Annotated in this window: 12 protein-coding genes and 1 tRNA gene; 6 read left to right on the forward strand and 7 right to left on the reverse strand. The window is 72.3% G+C overall.

Annotation, left to right across the window (positions count from 1 at the left end):
* Window positions 1-5: 5 nt before the first annotated feature.
* From thrB to argS, 5 genes are all read right to left on the reverse strand, one after another.
* Entirely contained in the window at window positions 6-917 is a 912-nt protein-coding gene (gene thrB / locus AC2H4J_RS14600) for a homoserine kinase (protein ID WP_487465595.1), read from the reverse strand.
* Entirely contained in the window at window positions 914-1,987 is a 1,074-nt protein-coding gene (thrC, locus tag AC2H4J_RS14605; RefSeq protein ID WP_487465596.1) for a threonine synthase, read from the reverse strand. The genes thrB and thrC overlap by 4 nt, the downstream gene beginning before the upstream one ends.
* On the reverse strand, window positions 1,984-3,264 hold the full coding sequence (locus tag AC2H4J_RS14610; RefSeq protein WP_487465597.1) for a homoserine dehydrogenase: 1,281 nt from the start codon (window positions 3,262-3,264) through the stop codon (window positions 1,984-1,986). The genes thrC and AC2H4J_RS14610 overlap by 4 nt, the downstream gene beginning before the upstream one ends.
* Window positions 3,261-4,718 (reverse strand): diaminopimelate decarboxylase, encoded by a 1,458-nt coding sequence (gene lysA / locus AC2H4J_RS14615; RefSeq protein WP_487465598.1) that lies wholly within the window; start codon window positions 4,716-4,718, stop codon window positions 3,261-3,263. Before lysA ends, AC2H4J_RS14610 begins: the two co-directional genes overlap by 4 nt.
* A 61-nt stretch (window positions 4,719-4,779) precedes the next feature.
* Window positions 4,780-6,441, reverse strand: a complete 1,662-nt coding sequence (gene argS / locus AC2H4J_RS14620) for an arginine--tRNA ligase (RefSeq protein WP_487465599.1) — start codon at window positions 6,439-6,441, stop codon at window positions 4,780-4,782.
* Between the two features lie 132 nt (window positions 6,442-6,573).
* On the opposite strand from argS, the gene AC2H4J_RS14625 reads away from it, so the two are divergent.
* The 3 genes from AC2H4J_RS14625 to AC2H4J_RS14635 all read left to right on the forward strand — a co-directional run bounded on the left by AC2H4J_RS14625 (window position 6,574) and on the right by AC2H4J_RS14635 (window position 8,196).
* Entirely contained in the window at window positions 6,574-7,368 is a 795-nt protein-coding gene (locus tag AC2H4J_RS14625) for a thioredoxin-like domain-containing protein (protein ID WP_487465600.1), read from the forward strand.
* Window positions 7,369-7,412: 44 nt separating this feature from the next.
* Window positions 7,413-8,066: a DUF305 domain-containing protein gene (locus AC2H4J_RS14630; protein ID WP_487465601.1), complete on the forward strand. Its 654-nt coding sequence runs from the start codon at window positions 7,413-7,415 to the stop codon at window positions 8,064-8,066.
* A 58-nt stretch (window positions 8,067-8,124) separates the two neighbouring features.
* Window positions 8,125-8,196: transfer RNA gene (locus AC2H4J_RS14635), tRNA-Arg, on the forward strand.
* A gap of 73 nt (window positions 8,197-8,269) precedes the next feature.
* Here the strand turns inward: AC2H4J_RS14635 and AC2H4J_RS14640 are convergent.
* Together AC2H4J_RS14640 and AC2H4J_RS14645 are read right to left on the reverse strand one after the other, a co-directional pair.
* Window positions 8,270-9,388, reverse strand: coding sequence for an acyltransferase family protein (locus AC2H4J_RS14640; RefSeq protein WP_487465602.1), 1,119 nt, complete (start codon window positions 9,386-9,388; stop codon window positions 8,270-8,272).
* Between the two features lie 145 nt (window positions 9,389-9,533).
* Window positions 9,534-10,304 carry an SDR family NAD(P)-dependent oxidoreductase gene (locus AC2H4J_RS14645; protein WP_487465603.1) on the reverse strand — a complete coding sequence of 257 codons (771 nt, stop codon included), beginning with the start codon at window positions 10,302-10,304 and terminating at the stop codon, window positions 9,534-9,536.
* A gap of 122 nt (window positions 10,305-10,426) precedes the next feature.
* Between AC2H4J_RS14645 and AC2H4J_RS14650 the strand changes: the two genes are divergently transcribed.
* From AC2H4J_RS14650 to AC2H4J_RS14660, 3 genes are read left to right on the forward strand one after another with little or no spacing between them, the layout of a single operon-like run.
* Window positions 10,427-11,929 carry a long-chain-fatty-acid--CoA ligase gene (locus tag AC2H4J_RS14650; protein ID WP_487465604.1) on the forward strand — a complete coding sequence of 501 codons (1,503 nt, stop codon included), beginning with the start codon at window positions 10,427-10,429 and terminating at the stop codon, window positions 11,927-11,929.
* The gene (locus AC2H4J_RS14655) at window positions 11,926-12,339 is read left to right on the forward strand and encodes a hypothetical protein (RefSeq protein ID WP_487465605.1); all 414 of its coding nucleotides are present in this window, start codon (window positions 11,926-11,928) and stop codon (window positions 12,337-12,339) included. The genes AC2H4J_RS14650 and AC2H4J_RS14655 overlap by 4 nt, the downstream gene beginning before the upstream one ends.
* Window positions 12,260-13,381 carry an alpha/beta fold hydrolase gene (locus AC2H4J_RS14660; protein ID WP_487465606.1) on the forward strand — a complete coding sequence of 374 codons (1,122 nt, stop codon included), beginning with the start codon at window positions 12,260-12,262 and terminating at the stop codon, window positions 13,379-13,381. Before AC2H4J_RS14655 ends, AC2H4J_RS14660 begins: the two co-directional genes overlap by 80 nt.
* Window positions 13,382-13,383 lie beyond the last annotated feature (2 nt).

Below are 13,383 nucleotides of genomic sequence, written 5' to 3' on the forward strand. Positions count from 1 at the left end.
CCTCGTTACAGAGACGATACCTCAGGGGCCCCGACCAGCACCTCTGCCCCGTCGGCATCCACCTCGAGCGGCAGTGCGATCCACCCCGGAGGAGTGAGCCCGGTCACGTCGGACACGGTCTCGGTGCCGGCGAGGACGAGCACGCTGGGTCCGGCGCCGGAGACGACCGCCGCGTGCCCGCGCTCGCGCAGCCGGTCGACCAGCGCCAGCGTGCCGGGCATGGCGGGCCCGCGCTGACGCTGGTGCAGCCGGTCGTCGGTGGCCTCGAGGAGCAGCGTGGGATCCACGGTGAGCGCGTGCACGAGGAGCGCCGACCGGGCCGCGTTGAAGGCGGCGTCGCCGTGCGGCACGGCCTCGGGCAGGAGCCCGCGAGCGACGTGGGTCGACAGCGTCGAGTCGGGCACCAGGACGACGGGGCGGATACCCGGCGCCACGCCCAGCCGCACCGCCCGCGCCCCGTCCGTCGCGGTCCAGGAGAGCGTGGCACCGCCGAGGAGGCACGGCGCGACGTTGTCGGGGTGCCCCTCGAGCTCGGAGCTCAAGCGGAGGACGGCGTCGGTGTCGATCGCGGCCACGTCGGGGCAGAGCGCCCACGCGCCGAGCACCCCGGCGACGACGGCGGCCGCCGAGGAGCCCATCCCCCGCCCCTGCGGGATGTGGTTGTCGGCGCTCACCTGCAGACCGGACGGGCTCCAGCCCAGCTCCGCGCAGGCCGCACGGAAGGCGCGCACGACGAGATGCGACTCGTCGGTCGGCAGGTCCCCGGCGCCGACGCCGGACACCGACACCTCCAGGCCCGAGGGCCGGACGGCGAACCCGAGCACGTCGTACCGGCCCAGTGCCAGGCCGGCGCAGTCGAAGGCCGGCCCCAGGTTCGCGCTGGTCGCGGGGACCCGGACCGTGACCGGGGCGGTCACAGGCCGAGCGTGGCCGCGGCCGCAGCCGCGTCGACCGGGATGGTCCGCGGCGCGGGGGCTCCGGAGATCGCCCACTCGGGGTCCTTGAGCCCGTTCCCGGTCACGGTGCAGACCACCCGCTGCCCGGGCTCGAGCTCCCCGGCGGCCGCGACCTGCAGCAGCCCCGCGACGGACGCCGCGGACGCCGGCTCCACGAACACCGCCTCGCTGCGGGCGAGGAGCCGGTACGCGGCGAGGATCGCGCGGTCGGTGACGGCGTCGATGCGGCCACCGGAGGTGTCGCGGGCGTCGATCGCCTTGGTCCACGACGCCGGGTTGCCGATCCGGATGGCCGTCGCGATCGTCTCGGGGCGCTCGACGACCTTCCCGGTGACGATGGGCGCGGAGCCCGCGGCCTGGAAGCCCCACATCCGCGGGGTGTGCGTCGCGGGCCCGGGGGCTTCCGACGTCTCGCAGTACTCGCGGTAGCCCTGCCAGTAGGCGGTGATGTTGCCGGCGTTGCCGACCGGGAGGCAGTGGATGTCGGGAGCGTCGCCGAGGACGTCCACGATCTCGAACGAGGCGGTCTTCTGGCCCTCGATGCGGAACTGGTTGACGCTGTTGACCAGGCTCACCGGGTAGTCGATCGCCAGCTTGCTGGCCAGGGCGAGGCAGTCGTCGAAGTTGCCGTCGACCTGGAGCAGCTGCGCGCCGTGGACCAGGGCCTGCGCGAGCTTGCCCATCGCGATCTTCCCCTGCGGCACCAGCACGGCGCAGGTGAGCCCGGCGCGCGCGGCGTAGGCGGCCGCGCTGGCGCTGGTGTTGCCCGTCGAGGCGCAGATGACCGCCTGGGAGCCCTCCTCGACGGCCTTGCTGATGGCCATCGTCATGCCGCGGTCCTTGAAGGAACCGGTCGGGTTGAGCCCCTCGACCTTCAGGTAGACCTCGCACCCGGTGCGGCGGGACAGCTCCGGTGCCGGCAGCAGCGGGGTGTTCCCCTCCTGCAGCGTGACCACCGGCGTGTCCGCGGTGACCGGCAGCCGCTCGCGATAGGCCTCGATCAGCCCCGGCCAGCCCGCTCTCAGACTCATGACAGCCCCTCCACCCGCAGGACGCTGGTGACGCCCCGGACGGCGGGCATGTCCCGCAGCGCGGCGATCGTGGCAGACAGCGCCGCGTCAGGGGCGCTGTGGGTGACGATCACGAGCGTGGCGGCGTCCCCGCGGCCGTTCTGCCGGACCGTGGAGATGCTCACCTCGTGCTCGGCGAACGCGTGCGCGACCGTGGCCAGCACGCCCGGCTTGTCGGCCACGTCGAGGCTCACGTGGTACCGCGTCGGGGTCTCGTCCATCGGCCGGACGGCGAGGTTCGCGTAGCCGGTGCTGCCCTGCCCGGCGGCGCCGGCCAGCCGGTTGCGGGCGACCGCGACCAGGTCGCCGAGCACCGCGCTGGCGGTCGGCAGTCCCCCGGCGCCCTGCCCGTAGAACATCAGCTCACCGGCCGCCTCGGCCTCGACGAACACGGCGTTGAACGCACCGCCGACCGCGGCCAGCGGGTGCGTCGTCGGGATCATCGCCGGGTGCACGCGGACGGCGACCGAATCGGCGTCCACCCGCTCGCAGATCGCCAGCAGCTTGACCGTGCAGCCGATCTCGGCGGCGCGGGCGACGTCGGTGGCCGACACCGACGAGATCCCCTCGCGGTGCACGTCGGAGGCGTGCACCGGCGTGTGGAACGAGAGCGAGGCGAGGATCGCGGCCTTGGCGGCGGCGTCGAAGCCGTCGATGTCCGCGGTCGGGTCGGCCTCCGCGTAACCGAGCTCGGTGGCCTCGGCCAGCGCCTCGGCGAAGCCGGCGCCGGTCTCGGCCATCCGGGACAGGATGTAGTTGGTCGTGCCGTTGACGATGCCGACGACGCGGCGGATCTGGTCGCCGGCCAGCGACTCGCGCAGCGGCCGCAGCAGCGGGATCGCTCCGGCCACGGCGGCCTCGTAGTAGAGGTCGACCCCGGCCTTGGCGGCGGCCGCGTGCAGCGCGACGCCGTCCTCGGCCAGCAGCGCCTTGTTCGCGCTGACCACCGACTTGCCGGCCTCGAACGCGGCGAGCATCAGCGTGCGGGCGGGCTCGATGCCGCCGATCACCTCGACCACCAGGTCGACGTCCTCGCGGCGGACCAGCGCCTCGGCGTCCGTGGTGAGCAGGTGCGCGGGCACGTCGGGGTGGTGAGCCGGCCGGCGGACGGCGATGCCGACCACCTCGACCGGGCGGCCGATGCGGGCGGCGAGGTCCTCGGACTGCTGCTCGAGCAGGGTGAGCACCGCGCTGCCGACGGTGCCGCAGCCCAGCAGGGCGACCTTCAGGGATTTCACGAGGGCGCTCCCGCAGGGGCCGGCAGGTCCGCGAGGACCGCGTCGAGGGCGAACACGTCCGACAGTGTCTGACGGCGGACGATCTCGGTGGCCGCGCCGTCCCGCACGGCGACCACCGGGGGCTTGAGCAGGTAGTTGTAGTTGCTCGCCATCGACCAGCAGTAGGCGCCGGTCGCGGCCACGGCCAGCAGGTCGCCGGGCCGCACGTCGGACGGCAGCCACAGGTCGCGCACCAGGATGTCGCCGCTCTCGCAGTGCTTGCCGACGACACGGCACAGCGCAGGCGAGGCGTCGGAGGTGCGGTTGGCGAGCACGCAGGTGTAGCTGGCGTCGTAGAGGGCGGTGCGGATGTTGTCGCTCATCCCGCCGTCCACCGACACGTAGTTGCGCACCAGCGGCGTCCCGGGGGCTCCGCTGGCACCGAGCCGGACCGGCTTGATCGTGCCGATCTCGTAGAGGGTGACGGTGCCCGGTCCGGCGATCGCGCGGCCCGGCTCGACCGCCAGGCGCGGGACCGGCAACCCGAGCTGCGCGCACTCGGCGGCGATGACCGCGCGCAGCTTGGCGGCCACGTCGGCGGGTGCGACCGGGTCGTCCTCGGAGAGATACGCGATGCCGAAGCCGCCGCCGAGGTTGAGCTCGGCGAGCACCTCGCCGGTCGCCTGGTGCACCTGGCCGAGCAGTCCGACGACGCGGTGCGCCGCCGCCTCGAAGCCGGCGGTGTCGAAGATCTGGGAGCCGATGTGGCTGTGCAGCCCGGTCAGGTGCAGGGCCGGCTCCCGGATCACCCGGACGGCGGCGGTCAGCGCGTCGCCGGTGGCGAGCGAGAAGCCGAACTTCTGATCCTCGTGCGCGGTGGCGATGAACTCGTGGGTGTGCGCCTCGATGCCGACCGTCGCACGGATGAGAACCGGCACCGGGGCGCCGCCGTCCGCGACCCGGGCAGCGGCCAGCGGGAGCAGGCGGTCGATCTCGTCGAAGGAGTCGACGACGACGTGGCCGATCCCGGCGTCCACGGCGAGCCGGAGCTCGTCGAGGGACTTGTTGTTGCCGTGCAGCGCGATCCGCTCGGCGGGGAAGCCGGCGGCCAGCGCGAGGGACAGCTCGTTGCCGCTGCAGGCGTCCAGGTGCAGGCCGTCATCGGCGATCCAGCGGGCCACCTGACCACAGAGGAACGCCTTGGACGCGTAGTGCACGTCGGCGCCGTCGAAGGCGCCGGCGAACTCGGCCGCGCGGCCCCGGAGATCACGCTCGTCGAGCACGAACAGCGGGGTGCCGTGGGTGCGGGCCAGCTCCGTGACACCGATCCCGCCCAGGTGCAGCTCGCCGTCGACCCGCGTCGCCGACCGTGGCCAGACGTGGGCGTCGAGGGCGCCCGCGTCCTCCGGGGGCGCGCCGGCGGCGGTCGGCGGAGTGATGTTCCCGTGCAGGGGCCCCGCCGGGTGCGCCCTCACTGCTCTCTCCGGACGGTTCGCACGGGCCCCACCTCGGTCACCGGTCCTGCGGGACGGGCGTTCACATCCGCTCCGGTGCGTGCACGCCCAGCACGTCGAGGCCGTTGCGCAGCACCTGCGCGGTGGCGGCGCAGAGCCACAGCCGCGCGGTCGTGAGCGCCGTCGCCTCCTCGTCGCCGCGCGGCAGGACCCGGCACGAGTCGTAGAACCGGTGGTAGGTACCGGCCAGTTCCTCGAGGTAGCGGGCCACCCGGTGCGGGGCGCGCAGTTCGGCGGCGCCCGTGAGGACCCGCGGGAACTCGCCGATCGCCCGCAGCAGGTCGCTCTCGCGCTCGTGGGCGAGCTGCGCGACGTCGACGTCGCCCGGCTCGCCCAGGGCCAGGCCCAGGTCCGCGGCGTTGCGCAGCACCGAGGAGATCCGGGCGTGCGCGTACTGCACGTAGAAGACCGGGTTGTCGTTGCTCTTCCGGCTCCACAGGTCGAGGTCGAGGTCGATCTGCTGGTCGATCGAGGCCCGCGCCAGGGCGTAGCGGGCCGCGTCGGCGCCGATGGCGTCGACGAGGTCGGCCAGGTTCACCACGGTGCCGGCGCGCTTGCTCATCCGGACCGGCTCGCCGTCGCGGACCAGGTTGACCAGCTGACCGATGAGGATCTCGAGGTGGGTCGCGGGGTCGTCGCCCATGGCCGAGACCAGCGCCTTGTACCGGCCGACGTAGCCCGTGTGGTCGGCGCCGAGCATGATCACGACCTTGTCGAAGCCGCGCTCGCGCTTGTCCAGGTAGTAGGCGCAGTCGGCGGCGAAGTAGGTCAGCTCGCCGTCGCCCTTGACCAGGACGCGGTCCTTGTCGTCGCCGAAGTCCGTCGTCCGCAGCCAGACGGCGCCGTCGGCCTCGTAGACGTGCCCCTGCTCGCGCAGCCGGGCGATCGCCTTCTCCAGGGCACCGGACTCGTGCAGGGTGCGCTCGCTGAAGTAGACGTCGAAGACGACCCCGAAGTCGGCCAGCGAGCTGCGGATCTCGTTCCACATGAGGTCGACGCCCAGGGTGCGGAACGTCTCCAGCTGATCGGCGTCGGTGCGGGTGAGGAGCTCGCCGTCGATCGACAGGATCTGCCCGGCGATGTCGTTGATGTACGCCCCGGCGTAGCCGTCCTCGGGCACCGGCCGGCCCTGCGCGGCGGCCTGGAGGCTGCGGGCGAACCGGTCGATCTGGGCGCCTGCGTCGTTGAAGTAGTACTCCCGCGTGACGTCGGCGCCGCTGGCCTCCAGCAGCCGGCCGAGCGCGTCGCCGACGGCTGCCCACCGGGTGCCGCCGATGTGCACCGGTCCGGTCGGATTGGCGGAGACGAACTCGAGGTTCAACCGCTGCCCGGCGAGGGCCTCGGTGCGCCCGTAGGCCCCGGCCGCCGTCACCGCGTTGACCGCGATCTGTCCGAGCGCGCCCTGCGCGAGGGTGATGTTGAGGAAGCCGGGACCGGCAACGTCGACCCGGGCGACGCCCGGTTGCGCGCCCAGCTCGCCGGCCAGGACGTCGGCCACCTCGCGTGGCGGGCGGCCCGCACCCTTGGCCAGCCGGAGAGCGATGTTGGTGGCGTAGTCGCCGTGCTCGCGGTTCTTGGGACGCTCGACGACGACCTCGTCGGGGACCTCGACGGCGAGCAGGCCTCGGTCCACGGCCCCGCCCACGGCGGTCCGGACGAGGGCCTGCAGCTGCTCGGGTGTCACCGCACGAGCGTACTGACCCCGTTCCGGCGGGCCCGGGGCCTGCCCGGCGTCACCGGTGCGGTCGCGTTCCGCACCTAGACTCGGGGACCGGACGCCGGCGCCCCGCGTCCGACCCGGACTCGAGGAGAGGCCTTGGCCAAGGACCGCACGCCCGCCACCGGCAAGGGCGGCACCGCCCCGAGGGGCACGGCCGGCGGCCGTTCCGGTCAGGGGCGCACCCGTCCCCCGGCGAACGTGGTCACCCAGCAGCGGCGGCCCTGGGGGCTGATCGCCGCGGCGATCGTCGTCGCGGTGTTCGCCGCCGCCGTCCTCACCTACGCCGTCCTCAAGGTGAACAAGGCGAACGCGGACAAGGTCACGTCGATCGACCAGATCCAGGGCGCCAAGAGCTACGACTATGCGGCGGGTCAGGAGCACGTCACCACCGATGTCGCCTACAAGGAGTCACCACCGGTCGGCGGACCGCACGATCCGAACTGGGCCGACTGCACCGGGACCGTCTACGACGTCGACATCCGGCACGAGAACGCGGTTCACGGCCTGGAGCACGGCGCGGTCTGGATCACCTACAACCCCGACAAGCTCTCCGGGTCCGACATCGCCACCCTCGCCAAGCTGGTCACGAATCACAACTACCGGATGATGTCGCCCTACGCCGGGCTGGACTCCCCGATCAGCCTCCAGGCGTGGAACCGCCAGCTGAAGGTGGACTCCGCAGGCGATCCGCGGATCAAGCAGTTCGCCGACTACATGACGCTGAACAGCGACATCGACGGGCACTACCCCGAGGTCGGCGCGAGCTGCGAGAACCCTGCGTTCGCCGCCAGTCCCGTCGTCGAGGGTCAGAGCAGCACACCGACCGGTCCGACGGACATGCCCACCACCGCCCCGGCCTCCACCGAAGCGACGCAGTCCAGCGCCCCCTGATGACCCCATCGGCATCGACACGAGCGACCGAGTCGGAGGACGAGGTGACCAGTTCCGCGTCGCCCGGCTGGAGCCCCTTGCGGGCCGTTCTGCTGGCGATCGTCGCCCTCGGCCTCCTGCTGCTCGGTGGTGGTGCCGCGGTGGCCCTCGGCATCGGCGCGGGGTCCTCGGCCGACCCGCCGGGTGCCGATTCGGTCGACGTCGGCTTCTCCCGGGACATGGCGACCCATCACCTGCAGGGCGTGGAGATGGCCAATCTGGTGGCCGACCGCAGCCAGGACCCTGCGGTCCGCCTGCTCGCCTTCGACATCTCCTCCACTCAGACGAACCAGATCGGCCGCATGCAGGGCTGGCTCGCACTGTGGGGCTACGCGCCCACGGGCGGCGAGCAGATGGCCTGGATGGGGGGCGACATGCACATGCACATGGACGGCGGCCTCATGCCGGGCATGGCCACGGAGGAGGAGCTGGCCGATCTGCGCTCGCTCTCGGGCACCGCCTTCGACGTCGAGTTCCTGCGCCTGATGATCCGGCACCACCAGGGCGGCCTCGAGATGGCGCAGTACGCCGAAGCCCATGGGCAGACCGCCGTCGTCCGGAGGCTGGCCGCCGCGATAGCGGAGACGCAGACGGCGGAGACCAAGACGATGACGGACATGCTCACCGCCCGGGGTGGCACACCACTTCCCGCACCCTGAGGCCCTCTCTCGGGGGCACCCTGTCGAGCTGATAGCGTCTCGCCTGCAACACGGATGAGCCCCCGTAGCTCAGGGGATAGAGCACTGCCCTCCGGAGGCAGGGGCGCAGGTTCGAATCCTGCCGGGGGCACTCACCAGCTGACGACGAAGGCCTCGCAGGGGCCCCGGATACCGGGGACCGGCGAGGCCTTCTCCGTCTGGCCTCAGGCTGCGACGGGCTCCCGGGTTGCGACCTCCTGGGAACGCGGAGCGCGCGCCTCCCGGACCCGCTGGGAGAGGCGCACGCCGTAGGCGCGCAGCGGCTCCTCGTACATCCGGTGGATCAGCCAGCAGACGACCACCGAGAGGGACAGGCCCAGGCTCCCGGAGAGGACCGAGCCTGGTCGGCCCCAGGCCTCCGGGACGACCATCTCGATCGCGTTCACCACGAAGCCGTGGGCCAGGTAGAAGGTGTAGGAGATCGCCGCGAGGAAGACCATCGGCCGGCTGCTCAGCCAGGCGACGCCGCGCGAGGTGCCGCGGACGGTGACCAGGCCGGTGACCACGAGGGCCAGCACGAAGCCGTGGAGTCCGTAGAGCGATCCGTAGAAGTACACCTCCGTGCCGAAGGCGAACTGCAGCACGACCGCGACCGACGTGGTGGCCACCAGCACCGACGGGCGACCGAGGGTGGCCACCAGCCGGTAGGTGGACTCCCGGTGCAGCAGGACCGCGGCGAGCGCACCGAACGCCAGGTGCTGGTAGGGCGCGAGGAACATCAGCGCGTCGACGAAGCTCGTGAGCAGCGACGACGCGGCGACGACCACCAGCGCGGGCACGCGGGCCCGTTTCCACCGGGTGAGCAGGACGAAGCCCAGCAGCGGCCAGACGAGGTAGAACTTCTCCTCGATCCCGATCGACCAGGCGCCGCTGAACGGCGGGTAGATCTCCGTCGTCCGGAAGAACGGCAGGTGCTCGGGGAACCAGACGATGTAGGGCAGGTTGTCGGTCCACAGGCCGCGCCGCCCCGCGTCCATCCCCAGACCCAGGATCAGCACGCAGTACAAGGCGACGGTGCCCAGGTACATCGGGTAGATGCGGAAGGTCCGCCGCAGGTAGAAGGACGTGAAGTCGACCTTTCCCGATCGGTTCTCCTCACGCAGCAGCAGGGTCGTGATCAGGAATCCGCTGAGGACGAAGAACAGCGTCACCCCCGTGGCCCCGTGGAAGACCGGGAAGAGGTCGCCGCGCTGGTGGGCGGTGAACACCAGCAGGATCGCGATGGCGCGGAGGCCGTCCAGGGCGCCGAACCGCCGGAGTCCGAGGAACTCCCGATGGGTCATCGGCCCGGTCCGAACGCCCACCACGTCCCGCACGTGCGCCACCCTCTGTAGGCCCGAGATTACTTACGGCCACATTAGGTTTCCGTAGTCGCCGCTCGGCACCCGACACGGGGCGGGCGCGACTCCTGGGGCGCACGAGCCTTTCTCAGCTGGTGAGCATGCCGCCCTCGACCGGGATGGTCGTGCCCGTGACGTAGCCGCCGGCGTCGCTCACCAGGAAGACGAGCGCCGCGGCCAGCTCGTCGGGGTCTCCCTTGCGACCGACGAGCACCCGCCCGAGCTGGGACTCGATGTAGCCGTCGGGGTAGGTGTCGGTCATCTCCGACTCGAAGAAGCCGGGGGCGAGTGCGTTCACCCGGATGCCCTTCCGCCCGGTCCACTGCTGAGCGAGGTCACGGGTCAGTCCGATCAGGCCCGCCTTGGTGGCGGCGTAGGCCGCCTGCGGCAGCCCGGCCGTGGTCAGCCCGAGCACGCTGGAGATGTTGACGATGGAGCTGCCCGGCTGCATCACCCGGGCGCAGGCCTGCGCCATCCAGTAGCAGCCGTTGAGGTTGACGTCGACGACCTGCCGGAACTGCTCGGGCGTCTCGCGGGTGGCCGGCACCGCCGTGCCGACGCCGGCGTTGTTCACCAGGACGTCGACCCGGCCGAACTCGGCCATCGTGGCGGCGACCAGCGCCTGGCAGTCCTCGGGCGAGGCGACGTCGGTGCGCACGGCGATCGCGCGACGGCCGGCGCGCTCCACCGCCTGAGCCGTCTCGGCCAGCCGGTCGACCCGGCGTGCCCCGAGGGCGACGTCCGCCCCGGCCTCCGCGAGCGCGCGGGCGAAGACGGCGCCGAGGCCCGACGACGCCCCCGTCACGATCGCCACCCGGCCGTCCAGCCGGAACATGTCCAGGATCGTGCGGTCTGCCACGTGCGGTCCTCTCGTCGTCGTCCGCCCGGCGCGGACTCCCCGCAGGGTAGGCAGGTCGTGGGGTAGATCACCCGTCGGGCGGGGTAGGGGGCGGGTCCGGATCCCGGGGGAGGAAGTCGACGATGACGAATCTGGCGCAGAACCTGCTGGACACCGCCGCGAAGGAGGGCCCGCACCCCGCGCTGCGGATGGACGAGGTCACACTCAGCTACGACGAGTTCCGGGACGCCGCGCTGCGGGTCGCCGCGGCGATCCGGGCGCGCGGCGTGGAACCCGGTGACCGCGTCGGCATGGTGCTGCCCAACGTGCTGTCGTTCCCCGTCGTCTTCTACGGCGCCCTGCTCGCGGGCGCCGCCGTCGTGCCGATGAACCCGCTGCTGAAGGCGCGCGAGGTCGAGTACTACCTGCGCGACTCCGGTGCCCGGCTGGTGGTCACCGGTGAGCAGTCGGCGGCACCGGTGTCGGAGGCGGCCTCGGCCGTCGGCGTCGAGGCGGTGACCGTGGGACCGGCCCTCCCCGACGCGCTCATGGCGGACGAGGCGCTGGCCGCCCCCGTCGAGCGGGCGGACGACGACACGGCGGTGATCCTCTACACCTCCGGCACCACCGGGCAGCCGAAGGGCGCCGAGCTCACCCACGCCGGGTTGAACAGCAACGCCAGGACGACCCAGGAGACGCTGCTGGAGGGCAGTCCGGACGACGTGATCATGGGCTGCCTGCCGCTGTTCCACGTCTTCGGTCTGACCTGCTCGCTGAACGCCGGCGTCCTCGGTGGTGCCCTGCTGACCCTGATCCCCCGGTTCGACGGCGGCAAGGCGCTCACCGTCGTCGAACGCGACGGCGTGACCGTGTTCGAGGGCGTGCCGACGATGTTCTCGGCGATGCTGCACCAGCCCGACGCGACCGACCACGACATGTCCAGCCTGCGGCTGTGCGTGTCCGGGGGCTCGGCGATGCCGGTCGAGGTGATGCGATCGTTCGAGGAGACGTTCGGGTGCATCGTGCTGGAGGGCTACGGGCTGTCGGAGACCTCGCCGGTCGCCTCGTTCAACCACCCGCATGCCGAGCGCAAGCCCGGCTCGATCGGCACGCCCATCCGCGGCGTCGAGCTCCGCCTGGTCGACGACGAGGGCAACGACACCCCGGCCGGGGAGGTCGGCGAGATCGCGATCCGCGGCGAGAACGTGATGAAGGCGTACTGGAACCGCCCGGAGGACACCGCGAAGGCGATCCCCGACGGCTGGTTCCGCACCGGTGACCTCGCCCGCCAGGACGAGGACGGCTACTTCTTCATCGTCGATCGCAAGAAGGAGATGATCATCCGCGGTGGCTACAACGTGTACCCGCGGGAGATCGAGGAGGCCCTGTACGAGCACCCGGCCGTGGCCGAGGCCGCCTGCATCGGGATCAAGCACCCCGACCTCGGCGAGGAGGTCGCCGCCGCAGTCGCGCTCAAGCCCGGCGCGTCGGCCGAGCCGGCCGAACTGCAGGCATTCGTCAAGGAGCGGGTCGCCGCCTACAAGTACCCGCGTCATCTGTGGATCGTCGACGCGCTGCCCAAGGGCCCGACCGGCAAGATCCTCCGCCGGTCGGTCGAGGTGCCCGAGGGCGTGGGACAGCGATGACCGACGCCCCGCGCTGGCGTCAGGCGTTCGATTCGGCCGAGCGGGCCGTCGCGCCCCGCGCCGAGAGCCTCGTCCGGACGCCGGGGTTCTCCCTCGGGGCCGCGGTCGTACGCCGGGCGCAGACCGTCGCCCGGCGTTCCGCGCGGGACCTGACGGCCCGCGCCTGGCACCTGCTGAACCTGCCCGCCGGCAGCGACATCACCCGGCTCCGGGCGCAGATCGGCGCCCTGGACCGCGAGGTCCGGCGCCTGGGCCTGCAACTGGAGGCCGAGCGCCGCGCCAACCGCTCCCCCATCCCGACCCCCGGTCGACCGAGCACGGAGGACTCCCATGCCGACGGTGCCCAGCCCGCAGTCGGTGCTCGACCGCGTCCGCCGCGACGTCGAGCGCAACGCCCTGCGGGCACGTAACGGCATCAAGCTGGTCGCCGGCATCGACCGGCCGGGGGTCGGGCAGACACCGAAGGACGTCGTCTGGCAGCGGGGACGCACCCAGTTGTGGCACTACCGCAACGACCCCGAGAAGACCGGCGGAGTGCGGTACGGGCCGCCGCTGCTCATCGTCTTCAGCCTGATCAGCCGGAGCTACATCCTCGATCTCACCCCCGGCAACAGCTTCATCGAGCAGTTGCTCGCGGCCGGCTTCGACGTGTACATGCTGGACTGGGGCGAGGCCGACGAGCGGGACGCGGCCAATGGACTCGAGGACTACGTCGACGACTACATCCCGGCCGGCATCGACCGGATCCTGGAGCTGTCCGGCGCCGACGAGGTGAACCTCTTCGGCTACTGCTTCGGCGGTGACCTCACGCTGCTGTACGCCGCGCACCACCCCGACGCCCCGCTGCGCAGCCTGACCGTGCTGGCGACGCCGGTCGACTTCCGGCACATGGGCCCGCTGGCCGACATCTTCTCGGTCGGCGGGATGGACGTGGACGACGTCCTGGGGGGCGACGGCAACGTGCCGCCGTCCGTCGTCGTGCAGGGTTTCCGCACGCTCAAGCCGACCGCCGAGGTGAGCCGGTACGTGACGCTCTGGGACAAGCTCTGGCACGACGAGTACGTCGCCTCCTACCAGGCGATGACCGGCTGGTCCGACGACCACGTGCCCTTCCCGGGCGAGGCCGCGCGGCAGACGGCGCGGATGCTGGTGCGCGAGAACGGGATGCTGAACGACCGGCTGACCGTCGGCGGCGACCCGGTGAGCCTGCGTGACATCCAGGTGCCGTTCCTGACCGTCCGGGCCGAGCGCGACCACATCGTGCCCCCGGAGGCGACGGCGCCGCTGATCGACCTGGTCGGGTCGCCGGACAAGCACGAGCTGAGCCTGGCTGCCGGGCACATGGGCCTGGTCGTCGGCCGGACGGCGGCGAAGACGACGGTGCCGACCATCATCGACTTCCTCCGGCGCCGCAGTGACGCCCTCTCTCCCGACGCCGCGAAGGAGGCCTGAAC

The organism is Blastococcus sp. OS1-29 (assembly GCF_057628075.1).